The organism is Serratia sp. MMO-28 (assembly GCF_037199905.1).
GTDB classification, from domain to species: domain Bacteria; phylum Pseudomonadota; class Gammaproteobacteria; order Enterobacterales; family Enterobacteriaceae; genus Chania; species Chania oryzae.
Map to the genome: position 1 here is coordinate 239,934 of NZ_JBBCVB010000003.1, position 26,471 is coordinate 266,404.

The 26,471-nt window shown below is 56.6% G+C and carries 28 protein-coding genes; 15 read left to right on the plus strand and 13 right to left on the minus strand.

Translation table 11 applies throughout. The annotated features are described in order from the left end of the window. Positions 1–51: 51 nt before the first annotated feature. Genes WG891_RS04150 through WG891_RS04170 form a run of 5 tightly spaced genes read left to right on the plus strand, consistent with a single transcriptional unit; the run spans position 52 to position 4,953 of the window. Positions 52–1,077 (plus strand): ABC transporter permease subunit, encoded by a 1,026-nt coding sequence (locus WG891_RS04150; protein WP_076942862.1) that lies wholly within the window; start codon positions 52–54, stop codon positions 1,075–1,077. A 39-nt stretch (positions 1,078–1,116) separates the two neighbouring features. Beyond that, the gene (locus WG891_RS04155) at positions 1,117–2,016 is read left to right on the plus strand and encodes an ABC transporter permease subunit (protein WP_208611211.1); all 900 of its coding nucleotides are present in this window, start codon (positions 1,117–1,119) and stop codon (positions 2,014–2,016) included. Positions 2,017–2,025: 9 nt separating this feature from the next. Next, a complete protein-coding gene (locus WG891_RS04160) occupies positions 2,026–3,000 on the plus strand; it encodes an ABC transporter ATP-binding protein (RefSeq protein ID WP_337263464.1) in 975 nt (324 codons plus the stop codon). Continuing rightward, a complete protein-coding gene (locus WG891_RS04165; protein ID WP_337263463.1) occupies positions 2,997–3,965 on the plus strand; it encodes a peptide ABC transporter ATP-binding protein in 969 nt (322 codons plus the stop codon). Before WG891_RS04160 ends, WG891_RS04165 begins: the two co-directional genes overlap by 4 nt. Before the next feature lie 19 nt (positions 3,966–3,984). After that, on the plus strand, positions 3,985–4,953 hold the full coding sequence (locus WG891_RS04170; RefSeq protein WP_076942858.1) for an isoaspartyl peptidase/L-asparaginase family protein: 969 nt from the start codon (positions 3,985–3,987) through the stop codon (positions 4,951–4,953). A gap of 74 nt (positions 4,954–5,027) precedes the next feature. Here WG891_RS04170 and nudK read toward each other — a convergent pair whose 3' ends face one another. From nudK to napF, 8 genes are all read right to left on the minus strand, one after another. Then, positions 5,028–5,603, minus strand: coding sequence for a GDP-mannose pyrophosphatase NudK (gene nudK / locus WG891_RS04175; RefSeq protein ID WP_337263462.1), 576 nt, complete (start codon positions 5,601–5,603; stop codon positions 5,028–5,030). Between the two features lie 124 nt (positions 5,604–5,727). Continuing rightward, entirely contained in the window at positions 5,728–6,345 is a 618-nt protein-coding gene (napC, locus tag WG891_RS04180; RefSeq protein WP_337263461.1) for a cytochrome c-type protein NapC, read from the minus strand. A gap of 11 nt (positions 6,346–6,356) precedes the next feature. Next, positions 6,357–6,806 (minus strand): nitrate reductase cytochrome c-type subunit, encoded by a 450-nt coding sequence (gene napB / locus WG891_RS04185; protein ID WP_076942853.1) that lies wholly within the window; start codon positions 6,804–6,806, stop codon positions 6,357–6,359. Next, positions 6,803–7,711 carry a quinol dehydrogenase ferredoxin subunit NapH gene (napH, locus tag WG891_RS04190; RefSeq protein WP_337263513.1) on the minus strand — a complete coding sequence of 303 codons (909 nt, stop codon included), beginning with the start codon at positions 7,709–7,711 and terminating at the stop codon, positions 6,803–6,805. Before napH ends, napB begins: the two co-directional genes overlap by 4 nt. Further along, the gene (gene napG, locus WG891_RS04195) at positions 7,711–8,463 is read right to left on the minus strand and encodes a ferredoxin-type protein NapG (RefSeq protein ID WP_337263460.1); all 753 of its coding nucleotides are present in this window, start codon (positions 8,461–8,463) and stop codon (positions 7,711–7,713) included. The genes napH and napG overlap by 1 nt, the downstream gene beginning before the upstream one ends. Positions 8,464–8,473: 10 nt before the next feature. Next, entirely contained in the window at positions 8,474–10,960 is a 2,487-nt protein-coding gene (gene napA, locus WG891_RS04200) for a nitrate reductase catalytic subunit NapA (RefSeq protein ID WP_337263459.1), read from the minus strand. Beyond that, positions 10,957–11,220 carry a chaperone NapD gene (gene napD, locus WG891_RS04205; RefSeq protein ID WP_337263458.1) on the minus strand — a complete coding sequence of 88 codons (264 nt, stop codon included), beginning with the start codon at positions 11,218–11,220 and terminating at the stop codon, positions 10,957–10,959. The genes napA and napD overlap by 4 nt, the downstream gene beginning before the upstream one ends. Continuing rightward, the gene (gene napF / locus WG891_RS04210; RefSeq protein WP_337263457.1) at positions 11,213–11,707 is read right to left on the minus strand and encodes a ferredoxin-type protein NapF; all 495 of its coding nucleotides are present in this window, start codon (positions 11,705–11,707) and stop codon (positions 11,213–11,215) included. Before napF ends, napD begins: the two co-directional genes overlap by 8 nt. A 347-nt stretch (positions 11,708–12,054) precedes the next feature. On the opposite strand from napF, the gene narQ reads away from it, so the two are divergent. Continuing rightward, positions 12,055–13,737: a nitrate/nitrite two-component system sensor histidine kinase NarQ gene (gene narQ, locus WG891_RS04215; protein WP_337263456.1), complete on the plus strand. Its 1,683-nt coding sequence runs from the start codon at positions 12,055–12,057 to the stop codon at positions 13,735–13,737. A gap of 237 nt (positions 13,738–13,974) precedes the next feature. Then, positions 13,975–14,607: a two-component system response regulator NarL gene (gene narL / locus WG891_RS04220; protein ID WP_076942847.1), complete on the plus strand. Its 633-nt coding sequence runs from the start codon at positions 13,975–13,977 to the stop codon at positions 14,605–14,607. Positions 14,608–14,634: 27 nt separating this feature from the next. On the opposite strand, the gene WG891_RS04225 is transcribed toward narL, so the two are convergent. Continuing rightward, positions 14,635–14,913 carry a winged helix-turn-helix domain-containing protein gene (locus WG891_RS04225; RefSeq protein ID WP_076942846.1) on the minus strand — a complete coding sequence of 93 codons (279 nt, stop codon included), beginning with the start codon at positions 14,911–14,913 and terminating at the stop codon, positions 14,635–14,637. Between the two features lie 287 nt (positions 14,914–15,200). On the opposite strand from WG891_RS04225, the gene acrD reads away from it, so the two are divergent. Beyond that, positions 15,201–18,338, plus strand: a complete 3,138-nt coding sequence (gene acrD, locus WG891_RS04230) for a multidrug efflux RND transporter permease AcrD (protein ID WP_337263455.1) — start codon at positions 15,201–15,203, stop codon at positions 18,336–18,338. A gap of 120 nt (positions 18,339–18,458) precedes the next feature. Here acrD and ypfM read toward each other — a convergent pair whose 3' ends face one another. After that, the gene (gene ypfM / locus WG891_RS04235) at positions 18,459–18,545 is read right to left on the minus strand and encodes a protein YpfM (RefSeq protein ID WP_337274576.1); all 87 of its coding nucleotides are present in this window, start codon (positions 18,543–18,545) and stop codon (positions 18,459–18,461) included. Positions 18,546–18,739: 194 nt separating this feature from the next. On the opposite strand from ypfM, the gene WG891_RS04240 reads away from it, so the two are divergent. From WG891_RS04240 to WG891_RS04270, 7 genes are all read left to right on the plus strand, one after another. After that, positions 18,740–19,219 (plus strand): tetratricopeptide repeat protein, encoded by a 480-nt coding sequence (locus WG891_RS04240; RefSeq protein ID WP_156292999.1) that lies wholly within the window; start codon positions 18,740–18,742, stop codon positions 19,217–19,219. A gap of 9 nt (positions 19,220–19,228) precedes the next feature. After that, complete coding sequence (locus WG891_RS04245; RefSeq protein WP_076942843.1) at positions 19,229–19,660, plus strand: GNAT family N-acetyltransferase; 432 nt, start codon at positions 19,229–19,231, stop codon at positions 19,658–19,660. A 26-nt stretch (positions 19,661–19,686) separates the two neighbouring features. Continuing rightward, positions 19,687–20,007, plus strand: a complete 321-nt coding sequence (locus WG891_RS04250; protein ID WP_337263454.1) for an isochorismate lyase — start codon at positions 19,687–19,689, stop codon at positions 20,005–20,007. A 171-nt stretch (positions 20,008–20,178) separates the two neighbouring features. Continuing rightward, entirely contained in the window at positions 20,179–20,544 is a 366-nt protein-coding gene (locus WG891_RS04255; protein ID WP_337263453.1) for an ArsC family reductase, read from the plus strand. Then, a complete protein-coding gene (dapE, locus tag WG891_RS04260; protein WP_156292996.1) occupies positions 20,541–21,668 on the plus strand; it encodes a succinyl-diaminopimelate desuccinylase in 1,128 nt (375 codons plus the stop codon). Before WG891_RS04255 ends, dapE begins: the two co-directional genes overlap by 4 nt. Beyond that, entirely contained in the window at positions 21,665–22,339 is a 675-nt protein-coding gene (locus WG891_RS04265) for a M15 family metallopeptidase (protein WP_337263452.1), read from the plus strand. The genes dapE and WG891_RS04265 overlap by 4 nt, the downstream gene beginning before the upstream one ends. Before the next feature lie 2 nt (positions 22,340–22,341). Further along, positions 22,342–22,527: a YpfN family protein gene (locus tag WG891_RS04270; RefSeq protein WP_076942838.1), complete on the plus strand. Its 186-nt coding sequence runs from the start codon at positions 22,342–22,344 to the stop codon at positions 22,525–22,527. Positions 22,528–22,558: 31 nt separating this feature from the next. Here WG891_RS04270 and ypfH read toward each other — a convergent pair whose 3' ends face one another. The 3 genes from ypfH to ypfJ all read right to left on the minus strand — a co-directional run bounded on the left by ypfH (position 22,559) and on the right by ypfJ (position 26,404). Beyond that, positions 22,559–23,248: an esterase gene (gene ypfH / locus WG891_RS04275; protein WP_337263451.1), complete on the minus strand. Its 690-nt coding sequence runs from the start codon at positions 23,246–23,248 to the stop codon at positions 22,559–22,561. A 220-nt stretch (positions 23,249–23,468) separates the two neighbouring features. Continuing rightward, positions 23,469–25,484, minus strand: a complete 2,016-nt coding sequence (locus WG891_RS04280) for a tRNA(Met) cytidine acetyltransferase TmcA (RefSeq protein ID WP_337263450.1) — start codon at positions 25,482–25,484, stop codon at positions 23,469–23,471. Between the two features lie 56 nt (positions 25,485–25,540). Continuing rightward, positions 25,541–26,404 carry a KPN_02809 family neutral zinc metallopeptidase gene (ypfJ, locus tag WG891_RS04285; protein WP_076942835.1) on the minus strand — a complete coding sequence of 288 codons (864 nt, stop codon included), beginning with the start codon at positions 26,402–26,404 and terminating at the stop codon, positions 25,541–25,543. Positions 26,405–26,471 lie beyond the last annotated feature (67 nt).

Genomic DNA, 26,471 nt, shown 5'->3' on the forward strand with positions numbered 1-26,471 from the left:
GGTGCGCGGGAGGATGCTCCCCGCACCTACGCACTCTTAATAGGTACTCCGATGGTTAAATTTATTATAAAGCGCCTATTGATGCTGATCCCGAGCTTTATCGGGATCACCTTGATTACGTTTATGCTGGTTCATCTGATCCCAGGCGATCCGGTGGAAATCATGATGGGCGAACGCGGCCTGGATCCCGCTTATCACGCTGAAATGCTGAAAAAACTCGGCTTGGATTTGCCCCTGCCGCAGCAGTATCTCAATTATCTGAGCAGCCTGCTGCACGGCGATTTAGGCATGTCACTCACCTCCAATGAGTCGGTGCTGCATGAGTTTCTGACGCTGTTTCCCGCCACGTTGGAATTAGCCACGCTGGCAATGATTCTGGCCATTATTGTCGGCATCCCGATTGGGGTATTAGCCGCCGTTAAGCGTGGTTCGATTTTTGATCATGGCGTGATGGGCCTGTCATTAACCGGCTTTTCCATGCCGATTTTCTGGTGGAGCTTAATCCTGATCATGTTCTTTTCGGTGCAGTTGGGCTGGACGCCAGTATCAGGCCGCATTGATCTGGATTTTGATATCGAACCCCACAGCGGTTTTATGCTGATCGATACGCTGATCGCGCAATATCAGGATCCCGATGCTAATCAAGGGGCTTTCCTTAACGCGCTCAAGCACCTGATCCTCCCGGCGATCGTCCTGGCTACCGTGCCGCTGGCAATTGTCTCGCGCATGACGCGTTCATCAATGCTGGAGGTGCTGCGCGAAGATTATGTGCGCACCGCCTACGCCAAAGGGTTATCGCCGTTGCGGGTCATTTTTGGCCACGCCCTGCGCAATGCCTTGATCCCGGTGTTAACCATTATCGGCCTGAGCGTCAGTTCTCTTCTGGGTGGTGCGGTGATGACAGAAACCATTTTCTCCTGGCCCGGCATTGGCAAGTGGCTGATCGAGGCGATTGGCCGCCGCGATTACCAGGTGGTGCAGAACGGTATTCTGCTGGTTGCCACGTTGGTCATTCTCACCAACGTGCTGGTGGATATTTTATACGGCGTAGTCAACCCGCGTATTCGCCACGCTTAACAGGAGCCGATGATGTCTAATGCAATTTTAAATAACGGCATGGCGATGGATCAGGACGATCTCTCATACCGCTATCCCTCGCCATTAAAAGAGTTCTGCCAGAGCTTTGCGACGAACCGCGGAGCCTCGATCGCGCTGGGTTTCATCGCGATCGTGCTGATTGCCGCCGTTTTTGCCCCTTGGCTGGCGCCTTATGATCCGATCACGCAATACCGCGATCACCTGATGCAGCCGCCGATGTGGCAAGAACACGGCAGTGCCGCCTTCCCCTTGGGGACTGACGAGGTCGGGCGCGACATTCTTTCCCGTTTGATGTACGGCGGGCGTTTGTCGCTGTTTATCGGGTTCTGTGCGGTGATTTTCGCCCTGATCCCCGGCGCCATGCTGGGGCTGCTGGCGGCATTTTATCCGCGCTTCATCGGCGTCGCCGTCATGCGCTTGATGGACATCATGATGTCGATGCCCACCCTGCTGCTGGCGGTCGCCATTATGGCGGTTCTCGGCCCGGGCCTGCTCAATGCGATGATCGCCATCGCCATTGCGTCGTTACCCGGCTATGTCCGCCTGACGCGGGCGTCGGTGATGATGGAGCTGAACCGGGACTACGTCACGGCCGCCCGGGTTGGCGGAGCCGGTACGCTGCGCCTGATGTTCTTCACCGTGCTGCCGAACTGCATGGCACCGCTGATTGTGCACATGACCATGAGTTTCTCCTCGGCGATCCTGGAAATTGCCGCACTGGGCTTCCTCGGGCTGGGTATTCAGCCACCGGACCCGGAATGGGGCACCATGCTGGCGTCGGCGCGTGAATATATGGAGCGCGCCTGGTGGATTGTCACCATGCCGGGCCTGACGATTCTGTTGTCGGTAGTGTCTATCAATCTGATCGGTGATGGTCTGCGTGACGCACTGGATCCTCGACTGAAGCAAGCAGGATAAGGTGAACGCATGAGTCTGTTGGATATTCGTAATCTCTCCGTGGCCTTTGGCGCGCGGAAAAAACCGTTTCGCGCGGTTGAAAATGTGAATTTAACCGTCGAGCACGGTGAGATCGTCGGTATTGTCGGCGAGTCGGGATCGGGTAAATCGGTCACCATGATGGCAATGATGGGGCTGCTGGAAAAGCAGGGGCGGGTTTCCGCAGACACCCTGCAGTTTGACGGCCACGACATGTTAACCCTGTCGGCACGCGAACGCCGCAAAATCATCGGCAAAGACATCGCCATGATTTTTCAGGATCCGATGTCATGCCTCAACCCCAGCTACACCGTAGGGCGGCAGATTATGGAAGTGCTGGCTCTGCACCAAGGGCTGAAGGGAGCTGCGCTGCGCGATCGCGCCATTGAGCTGATGACGCTGGTGGAGATCCCCGATCCCGCACGCCGTTTAGAGGCCTACCCCCATCAGTTATCGGGGGGAATGAGCCAGCGCGTGGCGATCGCCATGGCCATCGCCTGTAAGCCGAAGTTATTGATCGCCGATGAGCCGACCACGGCGCTGGATGTCACCATTCAGGCGCAAATCATGGAGCTGCTGGTGAACCTGCAGAAAACGCAGGGGATGGCGCTGATCTTGATCACCCACGATCTGGCGGTGGTGGCAGAGATCGCCCACAAAGCGGTAGTGATGTATGCCGGGCAGATCGCTGAAGTCTCCGCCGTTCCGGCGATCTTCCGCCGTCCACACCACCCGTATACGCAGGCGTTGCTGAAGTCGATCCCTGAACACAGCAAGGGAACCGAACGGCTGTTTACCCTGCCGGGGATTGTGCCTGGGCAATTTGATCGCCCGATCGGCTGTTTACTGGCCCCGCGCTGCCCTTATGTTCAACAGCAGTGCAGCGCCCAGCGCCCAGAACTCACCGTTACCGACGACTATGCCGTCAGGTGCTACTTCCCTCTCAATGCGTCAGGTCAACCATGAAAACGATATTACAAGCCACCGATCTCACTCGCCATTATGAGGTCGGCCAGGTTTTCTTGAGCAAGGGCCATACCGTAAAAGCGCTCAATGGGGTCAGCTTTTCGCTGGCTTCCGGCAAAACCCTGGCCGTGGTCGGTGAGTCCGGCTGCGGGAAATCCACCCTGGCCCGCCAGTTAACCTTAATTGAATCGCCGACCTCGGGCTCGCTGGTGCTTGATGGCCAGGATATCGCCAGCGCCACGGCCGCCCAGCGCAAAGCGATGCGCGCCAAAGTGCAGATGGTGTTCCAGAACCCTTATGCCTCATTGAATCCACGCAGCAAGATCGGCACGCAGCTCAGCGATCCGCTGGCGATCAACACCTCGCTGAATGCCAAAGAGCGCGAGGAACGGGTGCGGCTGATGATGAGCAAAGTCGGGTTACGCCCGGAGCATTACCACCGCTACCCGCATATGTTTTCCGGCGGGCAGCGGCAACGGATCGCCATCGCCCGCGCCATGATACTTAACCCGAAAATTGTGATTGCGGATGAGCCCACCTCGGCGCTGGATGTTTCGATCCAGGCTCAGGTGCTGAATCTGTTTATGGATTTGCAGGCGGAATTTAATACCACCTACGTGTTTATTTCCCACAACCTTTCCGTGGTGGAGCATGTCGCCAATGACGTCATGGTGATGTATCTCGGGCGCGCCGTCGAAATCAGCAGCAAAACCACGCTTTATGCGCAACCGCTGCACCCTTATACCAAAGCGCTGCTGTCAGCCACCCCGACCATCCATCCCGAAGATCGGCAGATCAAAATCAAGATCATGGGGGAGTTGCCCAGCCCGCTGAATCCCCCTTCTGGCTGTGCATTCCACAAACGTTGCCCGTTTGCCGATGCGCGTTGCCAGCAGGAAGAACCCCAATTACGGCCGCTCGGTAATACGCAGGTGGCCTGCCACCATGTAGAGCGGATTAACTAAACGCATTCAAGGTCATACAATGAGTACAATCAAGCCCGTTATCGTGATCCATGGTGGTGCTGGCACTATCAGCCGCCATAGTTGTACGGCACAAAAAGAACAGGAATACCACGCGGCTCTGCAAGCGGTGTTAGCGGCAGGCCAGGCTATTTTAGCCGAGGGTGGCAGCGCCACCGACGCCGTCACCCAGGCGGTCACGCTGTTGGAAGATTGCCCGTTATTCAACGCCGGGAAAGGCGCGGTCTTTACCCATGCGGAAACCCACGAGCTGGATGCGGCGATCATGAACGGCGCAGATCTGCAAGCCGGGGCGCTCTCTTGCGTTAACCATATCAAGCACCCGATCCAAGCCGCCCGCGCCATTATGGAGCATAGCGATCACGTGCTGTTTGTCGGCGCAGGCGCCGAAGACTTTGCCCGTCAGCAGGGCTTGGAACTGGTGGATAATAGCTATTTTTCTACCGATGCCCGGCGCGAGCAGCTTTACCGGGTAAAAAACGGCCATGGCGGCATGGTTTTGGATCACAGCGCCGAAACGCTCACCCAGCAAGCCTCGCCGATCGCTGAAGAACATAAATTTGGTACCGTCGGAGCCGTCGCGCTCGATCGCTACGGCAATCTGGCGGCGGCAACCTCCACGGGCGGCATGACCAATAAACAGGCGGGGCGCGTTGGCGATAGCCCGATTTTAGGTGCTGGCACCTATGCGGATAACCAGACGGCGGCCATTTCCTGCACCGGTACCGGGGAAATGTTTATGCGTATGGTCACGGCCTACGACGTCTGTGCCCTGATGCGCTATGCCGGCCTTTCTCTGGCGCAGGCCACCGAGCAGGTGGTGATGGAAAAACTCCCCACGATCGGCGGTGAGGGCGGATTGGTTGCCGTTGATGCGCAAGGCAATATCAGCCTGGCTTTTAACAGTGAAGGCATGTATCGCGGCTATGCGTATGTCGGGGAAGAGGTGGTCACGGCGATTTTCAGGTAGGGTGAGAACCCTGATGTTGCCAGAGGCAGCCTGCTATAAACGACAGGCTGCACAACCTTAAAACGATGTCTTTTTTATGCCATCACCCGATGAATTTGCAGATACTGCAACAGCATGATGGTTTTGCCATCCTTGATGCGGCCATCAGCGATCATCGCTACCGCTTCGCTGAACGGCAGTTCCACCACTTCGATATCTTCATCTTCAATGCCGCCACCGGCGGTATGGCGTTCGTTATCCTGGTACTCGGCGATAAAGAAATGGACAATCTCTGTCACCCCGCCCGGCGACATGTAGGCTTCGAAGATTTTCTGTACTTTATCCACCTGAAAACCGGTTTCTTCCACCGCTTCGCGGCGGGCGCACTGTTCGGGTGAGTCGGCGTCCAGCAACCCGGCGCAGGCTTCCAGCAGCATCCCGCTGGCATTGCCGTTAACGTAAGTCGGCATACGGAATTGATTGGTCAGCACCACGGTGCCTTTAGCACGGTTATACAGCAGAATCGTCGCGCCGTTGCCACGATCGTACACTTCCCGCACCTGCTCAATGGAACCGCCATTCTTACGTTTTAAATCAAAGGTGTACTTGTTCAATACGTACCAGTTGTCCGACAGCAGCTCTTTTCTGATATTTTCAATCTTTGATGACATAAACCTGGCTTCCGTTAACCGATCTGATCCCAACATGTGGCAATAGCAAAACGCAGCCACGGCGGATTTGCAACAAAAAACCCCGCAGGCTTTGCAGCACTGCGGGGTTTTTAACGTCGATCGTTTAAAAACCGTTCGGTACTTCGCGCATATCCGGCAGTTTATGCGCAATCCCTTTATGGCAATCAATACAGGTTTTGCCTTCGGTAATCGCTTTGTCATGCATTTTCGCCGCCACGGTTTTCTGCGCGTTGAAATCCATATACTCAAAGTTATGGCAGTTACGGCATTCCTGTGAGTTATTGGCCTTCATGCGCGCCCACTCGTTGCTGGCCATCGCCAAACGGTGCGACTCAAACTTCTGTGGTGTGTCGATCAGGCCAAACGCTTTGGCATACAGTTCCTTGCTGGCCTTAATTTTGCGCAGCATCTTTGGCCCCCACTCGTGCGGGACGTGGCAATCCGGGCAGGTAGCGCGCACGCCGCTGCGATTGGTGTAATGCACGCTCTCCATATATTCTTCGTAGACGTTTTCGCGCATTTCATGGCAACTGATACAGAATTGCTCAGTGTTAGCTGCCTCCATGCCGGTGTTGAAACCGCCCCAGAAAATAATCCCGGCAACAAAACCCAGCAACAGCAGCGTCCCCAATGCCAAACGGCTCCGCCTGCGCCACCAGCGCCATAAACGGCGGATCAGCCCGGCCTTTTTCTCAGGTGTTTCATTATTACGTTCGGCCATAGCTCCCCCGCTTATTGCCCAAAGCCCGGCATAGGCTTGAAATCGTTACCGATGATCGGTGCTGCATCGGTTTGTGGTACGTGACATTGCAAACAGAAATAGCGGCGCGGGGCCACTTCACCCAGCACTTTGCCATCGCTGTCCATAAAGTGTGTCGGGCTGATGCGCGGTGCACCGGTGGTGCGATAGCTTTCGACCCCGTGGCACTGCAAGCAGCGGTTAGTGTTCTTGGTCACCTGGTAGCCATCGATGCTGTGCGGGATCATCGGCGGCTGGTTAACATAGTTCAGTGCCATCCTTTCCTGCTGTTTCGGCATTTTGATCTGCCCTTCGACAGTGGCGGAAACCTCTGGCGACTGCTGAAGATCCACATCGCTGGCGGCAAACGCGAAGCTGGCAATCACCAGCGATAGCAGCGCCCCACACAGGGAAAGCGGCTTGTTCAGGACATTGCTTTTCATTTTTTGGCTCCCGAATAATGAAATTTGGTCTTAATCTCGAATACATTTTCTGCACAGACGTCTATACAGCGCCCGCAGGCAATACAGGCATCGCTGGCCACTTTGGGTGTGCCTTTTTGCAGTAATAACGGTTCACGTAGAATTTGTGGTTCCGGGCAAACATGAAAGCAATCCATACAGCGGGTGCAATTTTCGCGCTGCTCGGCGCTGATCTGCACCACGCCCTGGCTACCAATCACGCCGTATAACGCCCCCACTGGGCAAAGATGGCCGCACCAGCCGTGCTCGACCACCAGCAGATCGAACAGGAACAGCGCCACAATCAGCCAGATCCCGGCACCAAAGGCGGCCACCAGGCCTTTCAGCCAGCTCAGCGCCCCCTCGCCGGTGCCATGGATCAACCCCCGGCCCATCAGGGCTACCGGGTTTAACCATTCCCACAGCAGCGTACCGCTGACGGCACTGCCCACCAACACGGCGATCAGAATGCCGTAGCGCAGGCTGCGTGGCAGACTGGCCGACTGCCGCAGGCCCAGCTTGCGCCGCAGCCAGGCTGCCAGATCGGTGACCGGATTCAACGGACAAACCCAGCCACAGAACACCCGATTGCCGATCAGGCCGTAGATCAGCACCACTGCGGTGCCCACCCACACCAGCCAGGCGGGCCAATGCCCTGCCAACAGGCTTTCCAGCATCATCAACGGATCGGTGAGCGGGATCGTCTCCAGCAACAGGCTGGCACTGTAGTTACCGCGCAGGATCCAGACGCCCCACAGCGGCCCGGAGAGAAACATCAGCAAGATCAGTAGCTGGCTGCTACGCCGCAGGATCAGGAAGCGGTTGCTGCGCCACCAGCCGTGACGCAAACGCGCATCACGCCCGGCCTGTGCGACAGAATTGGCCATCATTCACCTCCCTTTGCACCACGTACCGGCAAGGTTAGCCCTTCCGGCACCAGCGAATGCCCTGCACGCTGTTTTTCCTGCCAACCCCAGCGGTAATGCTCACCCAACTGGCCGCGTGCCAGTTCCATTGGCAACACCTTGATCGCTGCCTGTTCCAACACGCAGGCCTGTTCGCACTTACCGCAGCCGGTGCAGGCGTCGCTGTGAACCGTGGGCAGGAACATCGCGTGTTTGCCGGTGCGCTGATTGTGCTGCAGATCCAGCGTAATGGCCTTATCGATCTGCGGGCAAACGCGGTAACAGACGTCACAACGCAAGCCCTGCCAGTTCAGGCAATTTTCATGATCCAGCAGCACCGCCAGGCCCATCCGTGCCTGATCGATATCGGTCAATAACGGATCCAGCGCCCCACTGGGGCAAGCCACCACGCACGGCAGGTTTTCACACATCTCGCAAGGAACGTCCCGCGCCACAAAATAAGGCGTTCCCGCCGCCAGCGGCGAAAGCAGCGTAGCCAGCTTCAGCGTCTGATAGGGGCACGCCTGCACACACTGGCCACAGCGGATACAGGCGCTGTCAAACGCCCCGTGCGTCAGCGCGCCCGGTGGCCGCAAGGCCAAACCATCGCGCGCCTGCGACTGCTTCTGCTGTAACCCGAGCTGCGCGGCGATCCCCACCAACCCGGCGGCGCTGCGAGCCGCGTCGCGCAGGAAGCGCCGCCGCGCTGGGGTTTTATCTCGTTGCTGGCTCATGGCGTTGGCCTTATACCTTCTCCAATTTCACCGCACACTTCTTGAAATCGGTCTCTTTCGACAGCGGATCGGTCGCATCCAGCGTCAGGTTGTTGACCAGCTGCGCCGCATCGAAGAATGGCATGTAGACCAGGCCTTTCGGTGGGCGGTTACGGCCACGGGTTTCGACGATACTGATCACTTCACCCCGGCGGGACACCACTTTCACTTTGTCGCCACGGCGCAGGTTGCGCTCCTTGGCATCCAGAGGATGGATAAAGGTGACCGCCTCTGGGAAGGCGCGGTGCAGTTCCGGGACACGGCGCGTCATGGAGCCGGTATGCCAGTGCTCCAACACACGGCCGGTCGACAGCCACAGATCGTATTCCTGATCCGGGCTTTCTGCCGCTGGCTCATACGGCAGTGCGAAAATCACCGCTTTACCGTCCGGTTTACCGTAGAAGCGCACGCTTTCACCCGCTTTCACATAAGGATCGGTACCTTCGCGGTAACGCCACAGGGTTTCTTTGCCATCGACCACCGGCCAGCGCAGACCGCGCGCCTGGTGATACATGTCGAACGCCGCCAGATCGTGACCATGGCCACGCCCAAAACCGGCATACTCTTCGAACAGCCCTTTCTGGATGTAATAACCGAAGGCTCGCGCCTCGTCGTTCAACTGATCGGCCGGGATCTCATCCAGCTTGTATTTGTTGACTTCGCCGTTGGCAAACAGCACGTCATACAGGGTCTTGCCACGGTATTCCGGCTTCTGATTCAACAGTTCTGCGGGCCATACCTCTTCCACTTTGAAGCGTTTGGCAAATTCCACCAACTGCCACAGATCGGATTTAGCCCCGTCCGGCGCTTTCACCTGCTGGCGCCAGAACTGGGTACGGCGCTCGGCGTTGCCGTAAGCCCCTTCTTTCTCGACCCACATAGCGGTTGGCAGGATCAGATCCGCCGCCAAGGCACTTATCGTCGGATAGGGATCGGAGACGATGATAAAGTTGCGCGGATCGCGCCAACCCGGCATGCGGTCTTCGTTAATATTCGGCCCGGCCTGGATATTGTTGGTACACATGGCCCAGTAAACATTCAGCTTGCCGTCTTTCAGCGCCCGATCCTGCGCTACCGCGTGCAGCCCGACTTTTTCAGGGATGGTGCCCGCCGGTAGCTGCCATCTCTGTTCGGCGATCTGGCGGTGTTTTTCGTTGGTGACCACCATGTCTGCGGGCAGACGGTGAGCAAAGGTGCCCACTTCACGTGCGGTGCCGCAGGCAGAAGGCTGGCCGGTGAGCGAGAACGGCCCGCAGCCCGGCTTGGAGATCTTGCCGGTCAGCAGGTGCAGGTTGTAGCACAGGTTATTAGCCCACACGCCGCGCGTATGCTGGTTGAAGCCCATGGTCCAGTAAGACACCACTTTCACATTGGGATCGGCATACAGCTTCGCCAGCGCTTCCAGTTGATCTTTCGGCACGCCACTCATCTCTGCGGCCTTATCCAACGTATATTCCGCCACAAAGGCTTTGTAATCGTCGAAGCTCATTGGCTCCGAAGCATCACTGCCTGGGTTCTTGGCGGCTTTTTCCAGTGGGTTCGTCGGGCGCAGGCCGTAACCGATATCGGTCGCGCCCTTGCGGATATTGACGTGCTGTTTGAGGAATTCCTGATCGACCGCGTTGTTCTGGATAATGTAGTTAGCGATATAATTCATGATCGCCAGATCGGTCTGCGGGGTGAACACCATAGCGTTATCCGCCAGCTCAAAGCTGCGGTGTTCAAAGGTCGACAGCACTGAGACGTTGACCTTGTCGTTGCCCAAGCGGCGGTTGGTGATGCGCGACCAGAGGATCGGGTGCATTTCCGCCATGTTGGAACCCCAGAGCACAAACGCATCGGCCTGCTCGATATCATCGTAGCAGCCCATCGGTTCGTCCATACCGAAGGTGCGCATGAAGCCCACCACCGCCGAAGCCATACAGTGGCGCGCGTTCGGATCGAGGTTATTGGAGCGCAGACCGGCCTTGAACAGCTTGGCAGCCGCGTAACCTTCCCACACCGTCCACTGACCGGAGCCGAACATGCCTATCGCTTCAGGCCCCTTCTCTTTCAGGGTGGCTTTAAATTTCTCGGTCATCAGATCAAAAGCCTGATCCCAAGTGATGGGCGTAAATTCCCCTTCTTTGTCGTATTGGCCGTTTTTCATCCGCAACAGCGGCTGCGTCAGGCGGTCTTTGCCGTACATGATTTTCGGCAGGAAGTAACCTTTGATACAGTTCAGGCCACGGTTGACCGGCGCATCCGGATCGCCCTGCGAAGCCACAATGCGGCCATTCTGGGTACCCACCAACACGCCGCAGCCGGTGCCGCAGAAACGGCAAGGCGCTTTGTCCCATTTGATTTCATCGGCACCACCGACCACGGCCTGTGCGACCGTTGGGATCGTCAGCCCGGCTGCTGCAGCGGCTGCCGCGGCAGCATTAGCTTTCATGAAGTCTCGACGACTGAGTTTCATGGCGTTACCTCACCTTGCTCATCCTGCTGGTGATAAACCAGCGATACCGCCAGCACGCCATCCAGATTGCGTGCCGACTCAATTTTTTCCAGCAGCGCCTGAGAGCGCGCAGCCTGCATGACCACCACCAGCTTGCCCTGCTGTTGATCCTGTGCCGGTATTTCCGTCTCCGGGATGGCCAGCAGCGCTGGGATCAACCCTGAGAACTTCTCCGGCCGGGCCTGAATCATCAACCCGCTCACATGCCATTCGTTATTCATTCTTTTCACTCCGGGTTATCGCGATCGCCGCAGCCGGACAACCGGCTACACAAGCCCCACAGCCGTTGCAGGCCGCTGCCTCAAGCGTCGGTTTGGCTATCCCTCCCAGCTGTGGCAGAAAGCGGATTGCCTGCGTCTCACAACTATCCTGACAGCTGCGACACTCAACGCCCCGCAACGCCAGACAGCTGGCGGTAAATTGCGCGACTTGCTGCCAGGGCGGCTCGTGCGGCGGGTAAAACAGCGGTGCTTCACAAGCCGTTGCACACTGGCGGCAAAAAGTGCATTCCGCACGTTGGAAATCAACCTCAGGAAAACCACCGCTGCCAGCGATCAGCACGCCGGTTTCACAGGCAGTGATACAGGCCTGGCAACGGGTGCAACCGGCAAGAAAGAGAGAAGCTTCGCGCGACCATGGGGGGCGGATCGCATCAGAATGCTGACGCCATTGTCCGCTGAGCAGTCTGCGTCGCGACAATTCGGCCATGCGGTTTATCCTTAGCGTTAAAAACACGCGCTGCGTGTAAAACAATTAATCATGTGACTTTGTTATTTTTTTGTTTCAAAACCCTAGAGGGCTTGAAAATAAAATAGGCTGAACGCCGGGAGCGCATAATCACTCTTTAGGGGTAAATCACTAGGTTGATTGCGCCAGATCAATCTCTGGCAAACCCTGGAGGGGTTTTGTCGGCAAATTTCCCCTCCACCGTTATGTATTTTTTTACACAACGCTAAGCAGACTGCCTGACGAAAATCGTGGTGACTTTGGTTATGCTTATGCGGGTAAATAAAATACGATGGGGGAATTCCACCTCCAGAGACAAGGAGACTGATGTGTTCGTCAAACGCTCAGTGACAAGCAGCATGGCCAAGGCGCTGGTTGGCATCTTGATACTTTCGGTACTGTCTACCGGGTTGGCGCTTACGACCCTCGTCGACAGCCTGCGGGATGCCGAAGCCGTGAACATTGCCGGCTCCCTGCGCATGCAGAGCTATCGTTTGGCCTACAAACTGACCAGCGGTTCCAACCAGATAGATGGGTTGCTGGTGCAGTATCAGCAATCACTTTTAGCCCCTGCGCTGCTCAAGCTCGATCGTTTTTACGTTCCGAGAGATGTGCGGGAAAAATACCTGACGCTGCGCCAATCCTGGCATGCGCTGGAAGCGGAGATCCGCGCCGGGCACCCGGAAAGCTATCAGGCTAACGTGGCCAGCTATGTCGATCAGATTGACCATTTTGTGTTGGCATTACAGCGCTATTCCGAACAGAAACTGAGCATTGTGGCCACAGTCAGCGTTGTGGGGTATATCGCCATTATCGCCTTGGTGCTGTTCTGCATCCGCTTTATGCGCCGCCAGGTCGTGACGCCGCTGAAGCGCCTGGTAGATGCCAGCTTGCGTATGCAGCAGCGTGATTTCAACCATCCACCTCTCGACGTGTCGCTACCGAATGAGCTGGGCGTGCTGTCGCAGGCGTTTACCGCCATGTCCGGCGATCTGTCCAAGCTGTATAAATCGCTGGAACACAAAGTGCGGGAGAAAACCGAACGCCTGCTGCAGGCCAACCGCACGCTGGAGGTGCTCTACAGTTGTTCACAAGCGCTGAATGCCGGGCAGCTCGATCAGCGGGCATTTGAGAAAGTGCTGCACATCGTGCGCCTCAGTGAACAACTGCAATGCATTCGGCTGAATGTGGAGGACAACGTCAATCAATGGCAGATCGGCAACGGTGAACCCCTGGCCGAGCAAGAGTGGCACGCTCTGGCGATCATGCAGGACAACAAACCGCTGGGCAGCCTGAGTTGGCAACAGCAGCAGCAACCGCCCCATCCGCACCTGATGCAAAGCGTGGCGAATATGCTCAGCCGCAGCGTCTATTTTTACCGCGCGCAAAAGCAGCACATGCAGTTCCTGCTGATGGAGGAACGCGCGACCATTGCCCGCGAGTTACATGATTCACTGGCTCAGGCTCTGACCTTCCTGCGCATTCAGCTCACCTTGCTGAAACGCACGCTGGCAAACAGTTCGCCAGCGGCACACGAGATTATTGACGATTTTGACCAGGCGCTGTCCGATGCTTACCGCCAGCTGCGCGAGTTGCTGGCCACTTTCCGCCTGAGTATTCAGGATGCCGATCTGAATGCCGCGCTGAAACAGGTGCTGGAGCCATTAAAACTTCTGACCAGCGCGCGGATTCAGTTACACTGTCGGCTTGCCTCGCAGGCGCTGAATGCGCAGCAACAGGTTCATGCGTTGCAGATCGTGCGTGAAGCGGTGCTCAACGCCATCAAACACGCCGATGCGCAGGAAATTGTGATCCGCTGTGAACTTTCACCTGAGGGGAATAACCAGATCACCGTTTGCGATGATGGCTCCGGTATCGACAGCCTGGACGAACCCGAAGGCCACTACGGCCTGACGATTATGAACGAACGGGCGGTGCGCCTGGGGGGAACGCTACATATCGGGCGTGGCAAAACGGGCGGCACCGAAGTCTGCCTGACCTTTCCACCCTAAGGAAGTGGTGATTAATTGTTCACCAACTTTCCCTTTGGCAGGGATATTAGCTAGCCTTATAAACAGCAAGATATCTGCGGTATATACCCACAATAATTCGAGTTGCGCGTAGGCAATGGTGCGCAGCCACACCCAAGCAGCTTGACGTGTGGCGGGTACAAACGCCGCTCTATTATTAACGGCCAAGTGCCCTCCCCGGCGCTTGTGTGGTTTTACTCACTACAGGGAGCATGTTTCATGGTGATAAAAAATTACAAAGTCATGATCGTTGACGATCACCCACTGATGCGCCGAGGCATCAAACAGTTGCTGGGGCTCGACCCGACGTTTACCGTGGTGGCGGAAGCCAGCAATGGTAATGAAGCCATTACCCTAGCCGGGCAATTGGCACCAGACCTCATCCTGCTCGATCTCAACATGAAAGGCCTCTCCGGGTTGGATACGCTGAAAGCCTTGCGTGACGAGGATGTGGAGGCCCGGATCATCGTGCTGACGGTTTCCGATGCACGTAGCGATGTCTATGCCCTGATCGACGCCGGTGCCGACGGTTATCTGCTGAAAGACAGCGAGCCTGAGCAGTTGCTGGAGCATATCCGTGAAGCTGCCGAAGGCAAAAACGTGATCAGCGATGCGATAGCCGACTACCTTGCATCGCGCAGCGAACAGCACGATCCGTTTGCCGATCTGACCGAGCGCGAACTGGATGTGTTACAAGAAGTGGCACGTGGCATGTCAAACAAACAGGTGGCCGCGCAGTTACACATTTCCGAAGAAACGGTGAAAGTGCATATCCGCAACATGCTGCGCAAGCTCAACGTGCGTTCGCGCGTGGCGGCCACCGTTTTGTATCTGGAATACAAAAGCCAGTAATGCATCCCCGGCATGCCGGGGGAGCATTTATTCAATCGCGGCAAGCAGCGCCAGATGATGCTGGTTAATCCAACTTTTATTCAGCGGCCCCCAGTTCTCTAGCCGGTAGAAACCGTCGTTATTACGCACGCCCTGCTGAACAAACTGTAATTCCACGCCTAAGCCGGGTAAGGCTTTTAACACATCCTGCAATGTACGACGCGGCCAGCCAGTCAACTCCATCAGGCGCGGAACATTAGGCCGCTCACTGTGACTGATCAGCCAGCAGAGATAAAGGCGACGGGCAAATACGGGGTTAATTTCCATGCCAAACTCCTGCTGCAAACAATTTCTGATGATTTCTAACCGGTTACGAGACGCATTGTTATCACTGTTATTTACACTATCTCCATTTTTTCTCCACGCTTTCCCTGCGTATCGCGAGTAAAGTGCAATAGCGTCTGGAGCCTGCCAGACCGTTATATCCCCTTTATACTTCAGGTTGCTTGGGTGCTGGTTGCGCACCGTCGTCGACAAGCAACTCGAATTATTCTGGGTATAAGCATAACTAACGCTGTCAAAAATATAACAAGTCATAATGAGGTTCGTGCTGCATGGCTAATTTTTTTATCGATCGCCCAATTTTTGCCTGGGTGCTGGCAATCATCCTTTGCCTGACTGGGACATTGGCGATTTTTTCTTTGCCTGTTGAACAATACCCGAATCTCGCACCACCGAATGTGCGCATTAGTGCCACCTATCCTGGAGCTTCAGCGCAAACGCTGGAAAACACCGTTACCCAGATTATCGAACAGAACATGACCGGCCTCGACAACATGATGTATATGTCGTCGCAAAGCACCAATACCGGCCAGGCCAGCGTAACGCTGACGTTCAAGGCCGGTACCGATCCCAACCAGGCCATGCAGCAGGTGCAAAACCAACTGCAAGGGGCGCTAAAGCGCTTACCGCAAGCGGTGCAGCAGCAAGGGGTATCGGTATCCAAATCCGGGGACACCACGCTGATGATGGTGGCCTTTGTCTCCACCGATGGCAGCATGGACAAACAGGATATTGCCGATTACATCGTCTCCAACCTGCAGGATCCATTGAGCCGGATCGACGGCGTTGGCAGCATGGACGTTTACGGCTCGCAGTACGCGATGCGCATCTGGCTGGATCCGAACAAGCTCACCAGCTATCAGATGACCACTCAGGACGTCGTGAGCGCAATCAGTGCGCAGAACGCCCAAGTCGCAGTGGGCCAGTTAGGGGGAACACCCTCTGTGGACAAACAGGCGCTGAACGCCACCATCAATGCCCAATCCCAGTTGCAGACGCCGGAACAGTTCCGTGAGATCACTTTGCGCGTCAACCAGGATGGTTCACTGGTCACGCTAGGCGATGTGGCCACCGTGGAGCTCGGCGGGGAGAACTACAACTTCCTCAGCCGCTATAACGGCCAGCAGGCCGCCGGGATGAATATCAAGTTAGCCTCCGGCGCTAACGAGCTGCAAACCGATCGGTTAGTCAAAGACAAAATTGCCGAACTGGCGCAATATTTCCCGCCTGGGTTGGAGGCGAAGGTTGCCTACGAAACCACCCCGTTCGTTAAAGCCTCGATTAAAGACGTGGTGAAAACCCTGCTGGAAGCCATCGTGCTGGTATTCCTGGTAATGTATCTGTTCCTGCAGAACTTCCGCGCGACGCTGATCCCGACCATCGCCGTTCCGGTGGTGCTGATGGGCACCTTCACCATCCTTTCCGCCTTTGGTTACAGCATTAACACGTTAACGATGTTCGCCATGGTATTGGCGATCGGCCTGCTGGTGGACGATGCCATCGTGGTCGTGGAGAACGTTGAGCGCGTGATGAGCGAAGAGGGGTTACCTCCGCGCGAAGCAACGCGTAAATCCATGGGGCAGATCCAGGGCGCGTTGGTGGGGATCGCCATGGTGCTGTCGGCGGTATTTATTCCGATGGCGTTCTTCGGCGGCACAACCGGTGCCATCTATCGCCAGTTTTCGATCACCATCGTTTCTGCCATGGTGCTGTCGGTGCTGGTGGCGATGATCCTGACCCCGGCGCTGTGCGCCACCCTGCTGAAACCGCTAGCCAAAGGCCATCATCACGGCAAGCGCGGCTTCTTCGGCTGGTTCAACCGCATGTTCAACCGCAGCAGCGAACGCTATGAGCGCGGTGTAGCGCGCGTGTTGCACCACAGCATCCGTTATCTGATGATTTATCTGCTGTTACTCGGCGGTATGGCTCTGCTGTTCCTGAAATTGCCCACTTCGTTCCTGCCGCAGGAAGACCGTGGCGTGTTTACCGTGCAGGTGCAGCTACCGACAGGCTCCGCGCTGCAGCAAACCACCAAAGTAGTGGAAAAAGTGGAGCACTATTTTCAGAGCAAAGAAAAAGATAACGTGCTGTCGGTATTCTCCACCATTGGTTCCGGGCCTGGGGGAAACGGGCAGAACGTGGCGCGCATGTTTATCCGCCTGAAGGATTGGGAACAGCGTACGTCCGGCGCCAATAGCTCATTCGATATCATCGATCGCGCCACCAAGGCCTTCGCTAAGATTAATGAAGCCAGGGTGATCGCCAGTAGCCCACCGGCGATCACCGGCTTGGGTAACGCCGCAGGCTTTGATATGCAGTTGGAAGACCATTCGGGCCAAGGCCACGAAAAACTGATGGCAGCACGCAACCAGTTGCTGCAACTGGCCGGGCAAAACCCGCTGTTATCGCGCGTGCGCCATAACGGCCTGGACGACAGCCCGCAGTTGCAGATCGATATCGATCAACGCAAGGCTCAGGCGCTCGGCCTTGCCATTAGCGACATCAACAGCACGCTCTCTACTGCCTGGGGCTCAACTTACGTGAACGACTTTGTCGATCGTGGCCGGGTGAAGAAAGTGTATGTGCAGGCAGCGGCACCGTTCCGCATGCTGCCGGAAGACATTAACAAATGGTATGTGCGCAACAACAGCGGTGGCATGGTGCCGTTCTCCGCCTTTGCCACGTCGCATTGGAATTACGGCTCACCGCGCCTGGAGCGCTATAACGGCAGTTCAACGGTCGAGATTGTCGGTGAAGCCGCTTCGGGCGTCAGCACCGGCACCGCGATGAAAGAAATGGAAAAACTCGTTAGCCAGTTACCCGTCGGTTTTGGCCTGGAATGGACCGCCATGTCTTATCAGGAGCGGCTGTCGGGCTCGCAGGCCCCGGCGCTGTATGCCATCTCGCTGCTGGTGGTGTTCCTGTGCCTGGCAGCCCTGTATGAAAGTTGGTCGATTCCGTTCTCGGTCATGCTGGTGGTGCCGCTTGGGGTGATCGGTGCCGTGGCAGCAACCTGGCTTCGCGGGCTGGAGAACGATGTTTACTTCCAGGTAGGGCTGTTGACGATTATCGGGTTGTCCGCCAAGAACGCCATTCTGATCGTCGAATTCGCCAATGAGCTCAATCAAAAAGGACAAGATCTGGTAGCCGCTACGCTGGAGGCTTCACGCATGCGCTTACGCCCGATTTTAATGACCTCGCTGGCCTTTATCTTCGGCGTTTTGCCGATGACAATCAGTTCCGGTGCCGGTTCAGGCAGCCAACACGCTGTCGGTACCGGCGTGATGGGCGGTATGATCTCCGCTACGGTGTTGGCTATCTTCTTCGTGCCGTTGTTCTTTGTGCTGGTGCGTCGCCGCTTCCCTGGCAAACGTGCGGTGCAACCATCAACAGAGACAGCCGATAAATAATCGGCGTAAAAAAAGCAGCATCAGAAAACCGATGCTGCTTTACTACTCTCTCTATTTTGTACCCAAGGTGTTTTAAGTAAAAAACCAATCAACTGCCTTGTTGTAAGCTTCAAGCCGGTGTTAGTTGCCTAACATCTCGTCAATGAAGTCTTTCCAGTTTCCTAACTCACGATCAACCATAATAACTTTACTGCCTCCATTAAACATCGTTTCAAATTCTACGCCCGTTTTTTAACCAAGTGAAGCCTTTTGGGAACGGTGCCAATCGTGAAAAACCGGGTTAAGCGCACATTTTCAAATTAATCATCAACCTGGTTAAATTTTATATTCCCTTGTGCGATCAATTCTTCCGTAGTAGCGTGCCGGAAGGCTAAAAAAACCTCATAGTAAAGGCTACGCTTATGCCCCCAACGTTCACGATCGAACAACTGAAAAAGCAGGGCCGCTACCAGGAAGCCTGCGAACGGGTGCTGCAGATGCTGCAACAGGCCCCCCAGGATGCCATGCTGCATTACCAGTTAGCCTGCCTTTACGATGTGCAGGGTTTTGAACAACAGGCGATTCCCTGCTATCTCGCCGCGTTACAATACGCCTTGCCCGCACAACAGCGCCAGGAAGCCTGGCTTGGGCTGGGCAGCACCTACCGCGCTTTGGGGGATTATCAGAAGTCGCTGGCCGCTTTCGACAGTGGGTTAAGCGAATTTCCGCAGGCCAAAGAAATCACCCTGTTCCGCGCCATGACGCTCTATAACCTGGGTGAAACCAAGCAGGCCGTCGCCGATCTGTTACTGCTGCTGGCTGAAACCTCTTCCCACAACGCTATCAGCCACTATCAGCGCGCAATTCGTCAATATGCGGCGGATCTGGATCGCATCAGTTAGGAGCAAACCATGGAGATCGTTGTTGACCGCCACCATTGCGGCATTGACTGGCAGCAGGTGGCAGCATTGCTGGAGGCCGCCGGATTGGGCAAGCGCGATCCGTTAGTGATGCAGAGGGTCTATCAAAATAGTCAGTTCTGTTACTTCGGGTGGGTTAATGGTGAACTGATGGCGACCGCTCATGCTATCAGTGATATGACTTCAGTGGCTTATCTGGCGGATGTGGCGATCCACCCGCATTTTCAGGGGCATGGCTATGGCCAGCGGTTGATGGCGCGCGTGATGCAGGATCTGGCTCCGCTCGGTAAAGTGTTTATCTACTCGGTGCCGGACAAGCTGACATTTTACAAAAAATATGGCTTTCACGATCTGACCACCGGTATGGTTTACGCTGAAGGACCGGTGCTTGAACGCTTACAGAACGGCGGGTATGTGCGCTGAAAGGGACATGACTGAGAGAACCACAGATGAATATAATCAATAAATTACCGCCACAAGCCTGCACCAGCATCGATGAGATACGTGCTGAAATTGATATGATGGATGAGCAAATCATTAAACTGCTTGCCCAGCGTTTTGCATATGTCAAAGCCGCGGCAAAATTCAAAACCAGCCCCGACGCCGTGCGAGCCAAAGCCCGCTTTGACGCCATGATCCAAACCAGAAGGCAATGGGCCAGTGAAAACGGCCTGAGCCCAGACGTGATTGAAAATCTCTATACGCAACTGGTGAATTACTTTATCAGCGAGGAACTGAAACACTGGTCAGAAGAGCAAGAGAACCGCTAAGCTGTTGCGTTCGCAAAAGATGAAAACTTTCATCCTCCCCCATTATTGCCCCCATTCGCGGTGGAACTCCCCAGCGTTTTTCGGCATGCTGGGCGCGGGTTTCTATTTTCCGCCACGAGCGGTTTATCATCGGTGATTACCGGTGTTTTGTTGCAGAGAAGGCTTTTCCTCATGACGTTAACCATGTACGGCATCAAAAATTGTGACACCATCAAAAAAGCGCGCCGCTGGCTGGAAGAGCAGGGCGTGGCTTACCAATTCCACGACTATCGCGCAGACGGGCTGAATGAACAGCAACTGCGGGATTTTGTCGAACGCCTTGGCTGGCAGCCGCTGCTGAACACCCGCGGCACCACCTGGCGCAAGCTGGACGAGGCACAGCGTAACGCCTGCGACAATGCCGATGCGGCCATCGCCCTGATGCTGGAACAACCCGCCATTATCAAACGCCCGCTGTTGGATGACGGCAACGGCCATGCTCTGCTGGGTTTCAGTGTTGACAGTTATCAGCAATTTCTTACCGAGGTTACACCATGATCTGCCCTGTTATTGAACTGGCGCAACAGTTAATCAAGCGCCCTTCCCTCAGCCCGCACGACGAAGGCTGCCAGGAGATCATGATTGCCCGCCTGAAGGCGGCCGGTTTCACCATTGAGCCAATGAACTTTGGTGATACGCAGAATTTCTGGGCCTGGCGCGGCCAGGGCACAACGCTGGCGTTTGCTGGCCATACCGATGTGGTGCCCACCGGCGATGAGAAAAATTGGGCGATCCCGCCCTTTGAACCGACGATCCGCGATGGCATGCTCTATGGGCGCGGCGCAGCGGATATGAAAGGCTCATTAGCCGCAATGGTGGTGGCCGCAGAACGTTTTGTGGCGGCACACCCGGATCATAAAGGCCGCCTGGCGTTCCTGATCACCTCAGACGAAGAAGCCAGCGCCACGCATGGCACCGTGAAAGTGGTAGAAGCTCTGAAAGCCCGCAGCGAGCGCCTGGATTATTGCCTGGTGGGTGAGCCTTCCAGCACCGAACGCGTGGGTGACGTGGTGAAAAACGGCCGCCGTGGGTCGATCACCGCCAACCTGCATATCCACGGTATTCAGGGGCATGTGGCCTATCCACACTTGGCGGATAACCCGGTTCACCGCGCGATGCCGGCGCTGAACGAACTGGTGGCGATCGAATGGGATCAAGGTAACGAATTTTTCCCGCCGACCAGCATGCAGATTGCCAACGTGCAGGCAGGCACCGGCAGCAACAACGTGATCCCCGGCGACCTGTTCGTGCAGTTCAACTTCCGTTTCAGCACCGAACTCACCGACGCGATGATTAAACAACGCGTGCAGGAACTGCTGGATCGCCATCAGTTGAATTACACCCTCGACTGGTGGCTGTCCGGGCAGCCATTCCTCACCGCGCGCGGCGCGCTGGTGGATGCGGTGGTCAATGCCGTGCAGCACTACGCTGAAATAACGCCACAGTTGCTGACCACCGGTGGCACCTCTGATGGCCGCTTTATCGCCCAGATGGGGGCTCAGGTGGTTGAACTTGGCCCGGTGAATGCCACCATCCACAAAGTTAACGAATGCGTCCATGCCGCCGATTTGCAGTTATTGAGCCGCATGTACCAACGTATCATGGAGCAACTGGTCGCATGATCACGCCAGAAATGCTGACCGGGCGCTCAACCGAACACTTGGCCGTGCTGAGCGGCAACCACCGCCTGCAACCTGCAGCGGTTGAGGCTTTCCGCGCCATGCAGCAGGCCGCCAACGCGGCGGGGTTTGATCTGCAACCGGCCAGCACCTTCCGTGATTTCGACCGGCAATTGGCGATCTGGAACGGTAAGTTTTGCGGCGATCGCCCAGTCTTGGATCAAGACAGCCAGCCGATAGATATCATGCCGCTGTCCACCGCCGAGCGCTGTGAAGCCATACTGCGCTGGTCTGCATTACCCGGTGCCAGCCGTCATCACTGGGGCAGCGATCTGGATATTTACGATCCGTCGCTGTTGCCAGCCGAGGAAAAACTGCGGTTGGAGCCTTGGGAATACCAGGAAGGCGGCTATTTCTATCCGCTGAATCAGTGGCTGACTGCGCATATGGCCGATTTCGGCTTTTACCGGCCGTTTACCGAAGATCAAGGCGGTGTCGCAATAGAACCCTGGCATCTCAGCTACCGTCCGTTGGCGCAGGAGGCCGAACGGCTATTAACCCCGGCACTGCTGCTGGCGGCCTGGCAGGATAAAGAGGTAGCCGGTGCGCAGTGGCTGGCCGGTCATTTGCCTGCCCTATTCACGCGTTTTATACACATTCAAGGGAAGGCATAAGCATGCATTGGTTAGCGGACTACTGGTGGGTAATATTGGTGATACTGGTAGGCATAGTGCTTAACGGAATCAAAGAATTACGCCGCCTGGATCATAAGAAATTTATGGCTAACAAACCCGAGTTGCCACCGCATCGCGATAACAACGCCAAATGGGACGATGAAGAGGATTGGCCGAAGAAGAAATAATATTAGGGCGCTCTACTTGGCGCCCTGAAGTTTATTTAAACGCGATCAAGTCCCCGCGTTTACCAAACATTGCCTCTTCCCAATAGCGCTGTGGGACGTAGTAATGCAAACGTTCCAGCGCCTGGTTCATCATGCCTTGATTGATGGCATGCCCGACGCCCTGTTCCACGTCCAACGTAAAATCACAGCCAACGGCCTGCAACCGTGCCGCCGCCGCACGCGCATGTTCCACCGCAATAACGGCATCGTCCTCACCGTGGATCAGGTGCACTACGCTTTCGCCAAAGCCGGTCTCCGGCAAGTGAGCAAAACGGCCGCTGAAGGCCACCACGCGCCCCGCCAGCTTAGGTTCTGCTTTCAACCCTTCTAGCGCCATGATGGAACCTTGCGAGAAACCGACCAACGCCGTTCCCGCATAGCCCACACCGCTTTGCTGCTGCCAGTAGCGCACGGTTTCGACAAACGTTGGCATCACTTCCGCAATGCGCTCAGCACGGTTAGCTTCCGTCACCCCTTGCACCGAGAACCACTGGCGGCCATTACCCTGGCCGAAAGCGAACGGCCCGCCGATGCTTACCACCAGCGCCTGCGGGAAGTCTTTGGCGAAGTAGCTGCCAATCTCACCCATCGCTACCGGGTTATCGCCCACGCCATGAAACAGCAGGATCAACTGCTCGGCCGGTGTCGCCGGGCTTTGCACAACAAAATGTTCATGTTTCATGGGGACTCCTCAGGTTAAATAGCAAGCCGAACTGCGATAACTATATACACGTCATACTTCAAGTTGCATGGGTGTTGGCTGCGTCCGTTCGCACCAGTCACATAGTTATCTATGCTCCTGGCGACTCTCGAACTTGCCGCCTACACGCAACTCGAATTATTTAGTGTATACACCGCTGGGATGTCGTGAAAATCGGGTTTTATTGAACAACTCTTTCCATTTATTGCAATGACCGCGACCAGCGCTGCCAATGGTGGCAACGTTGGCTATCCCAGTGCTCAAGCGCCTGCGCAACCTCTTGTCGCCATTGGCGTAACAGCGCTTTCTGGCCGCTCAAACCGTATTCAGCCGCACATTGCACCACGCTCTGCTGCTGTTGCAAATGGCTGCGCAAGGCGGCCATGGGCCAGGCGGTGGTCAACAACAGGCGTTGCAGTGCCCCAAGGCTGGCTTCCAGCGGGCGGTGGGCAAAGGCAAAGCCAGCCAACTCACGCCAATCTTCTTCGTTCAACAGCGGATCGCTATCATCGGCAACCAACGCTGGCGGCAGATCGATACGCTGTTGTAACCAACGCCAGTCGCGGGCCAAACGCTTATGCGCCGCATGGCACAACGCCTCCCCCTGCTCACTCAGTGGCAACAGCGCCATGGCGGTATAACAACCGCTGCTGGCTTCCGGTTTACTGCCAACACGCACCAGGGTAAAACCGCAGGATTGCCAGAAACGCCACAGCGGCTCGGTATAACCAAAACTGACGGAAAGAAAATCCAGCTCCTGTGAGCGCTGTTTTTGCTGTTCGATGAGCCGCTTGGCGATCCCCTGCTGGCGCAGCTCCGCCAGCACCGCAATGCGGGTAATGCGACGCGAACGCAGCGTTGGCGCCCACCACTGGCCGCCGTGTGCCGCCAAAGATTGCGCCACCAGGTTGCCACGCGGCCTTCTGCGGCCCGCCCAGACCTCATGCGCCAGTGCAGCGCTCAGGCCCCCTTCATCCACCAGCCACAGCGCCCCCACAATCTCATCCGCCAGCGACGCGGCGCTGAAGTGCATACCCGGTGCATCCATCAGGCGGCGCAGATCCAGTGGGGAAGTGCGGTAGTGAGCGCTGCAAAGCAATGCGTAGAAACGCCTCAGTTGACGCGGATCGGCACACAGCGCCGCTTGTTCAAGTGGGTTGATACTCAGATCTTGCCGGGCCACTGCCCACGCCGGTTCCTCGTTAAACAACAGGGCGTTATCGATGATGCGCTCCAGGGCATCACCCTCTGCCCAGCGGATGGGTTGCTGCAAACTCAACGGCTGCCACTGTGGTAATGCGGCACAGAATTTAAGCAAAAATCCGCGCCCCGTGCCTTCGTAGCCCTGCACCGTGGTGGTCAGTAATACGCGCGGGAAGTGGCTAATCAGCTGTTGTAACAACGGGCCGGGAATTGCCGCCGCCTCATCCACCAGTAGCCAGCCAGCGTTAACAATGCCGTGCTCCGTACAATATTGCAGCAGTGCGTCCGGTGCCCAGAACTGCGCTTTACCACCCGCCCACTCGCTGGCGACCTCGGTTGCCGCTCGGCTTGGCCCGGTGATCCAGCAGGTCAGCGGGCTGGCAGCCACCAGCATCCCAGCCAAGGTGGATTTGCCGCGGCCACGCGCCGCGGTCAGCACCCAGACGCCGCTTTCTGCCACCAGCAAACGCGCCAGAATGGCTTGCTGCTCGGCGCTAGGCAACCCCTGCGGCGGTTGCCAATCCACACGCTCCGGCAATGGGGCCAAACACAAAGGTTCGCCTTGCTGCCACAGCGTCACCTCACTGTCTGCCGCAAGCTGTTGCTGCAAATGAGCGATGAAATGGGGGGTGACGATCGGCTGCGGGCAGTCGCTCCAGCGCAGGCTGTCGCTATCCGGCTGTTGTTCCCACAGCGGCCAGGCGGGAACCAGCAGCAGCAACCAGCTACCGGCACGCAGCGTGCCGCAGAGCTGGGCCAAGGCTTCTACGTCCAACCCCTGTGTGGCATCAAAAACGGCGTGCAGGCGCTCCTGCCCGAGCAGCGTTCTCACCGCACTGCTGCTTAGAGACCGGGCATCATCGGCAGGAGCCGCATTGCCGATCCACGGCCAATCCCCCGGCAGTTGTGCTGCCAGTTGCTGAGCCTGAGTACGGCACCATTGCGGCTCACCGCTGAGAACCAGCAAACGGCGGATACCTTGCCGCTGCATGAGTTGTTGCATTGCCTGTAACATCAGAAGCCACGCTTGCAGGAAAAGCGCCGATGTGGAAACACCGGCACGGAATTGAATCAACGGGAAGCGAAGGTATTACACTTATTAGGATCGCCGCTGTCGAACCCTTGCTTGAACCAGGTATAACGCTGCTGCGAAGTGCCGTGCGTAAAGCTGTCTGGCACCACCCGCCCCTGGCTCTGCTGCTGCAGGCGATCGTCACCAATCGCCTGTGCCGCGTTCAGCGCCTGCTGCAAATCACCGGCTTCCAGCATGTTCTGCCGTTGCGCATAGTGCCCCCAGACGCCAGCAAAGCAGTCTGCCTGTAATTCCATTTTCACCGAAAGGCGGTTGACGTCTACCTGGCTGGCACCCTGCTGCATCTGGCGAACTTTCCGCTCGATCCCCAGCAGGTTCTGCACATGGTGCCCAATCTCATGGGCCACGACATAAGCCTGTGCAAAATCACCGCCAGCGCCCAGCTTGGTCTTCATATCCTGATAAAAGGATAAATCGATATATACGGTGCTATCCGCCGGGCAGTAGAACGGCCCCATCACCGCTTGGCCGGTTCCGCATCCGGTACGCGTGGCACCGCGATACATCACCAGTTTCGGATCCTGATAGCGTTTGCCGGTCTGCTGGAAGATTTCCTGCCAGGTGTCCTCGGTGGAAGCCAGCACCACCGAGGTGAACTTAGCTAACTCATCGTCTTTCGGGCTGATTCTGGCGCTTTGCTGCTGCGTTTGCGGCGCTATCTCGCCGCCATTGAGCAACGGCGTCAGATCCACACCGTAGTAACCGGCAACCAGCACCACCACCAGAATGATCAGGCCGCCCTTGCCGCCAATCGGCGGGCGAAAACCGCCGCCGCCCAGGCCGGAAGATTGCCCGCGACGATCTTCAACATTGTCACTTTCCCGACGCCCTTGCCAACGCATAGTTAAACTCCAGAATAAATAGTGAATCCCCGTGGGTATAGAGATGATTATAAAGGGTTAGCGGCAC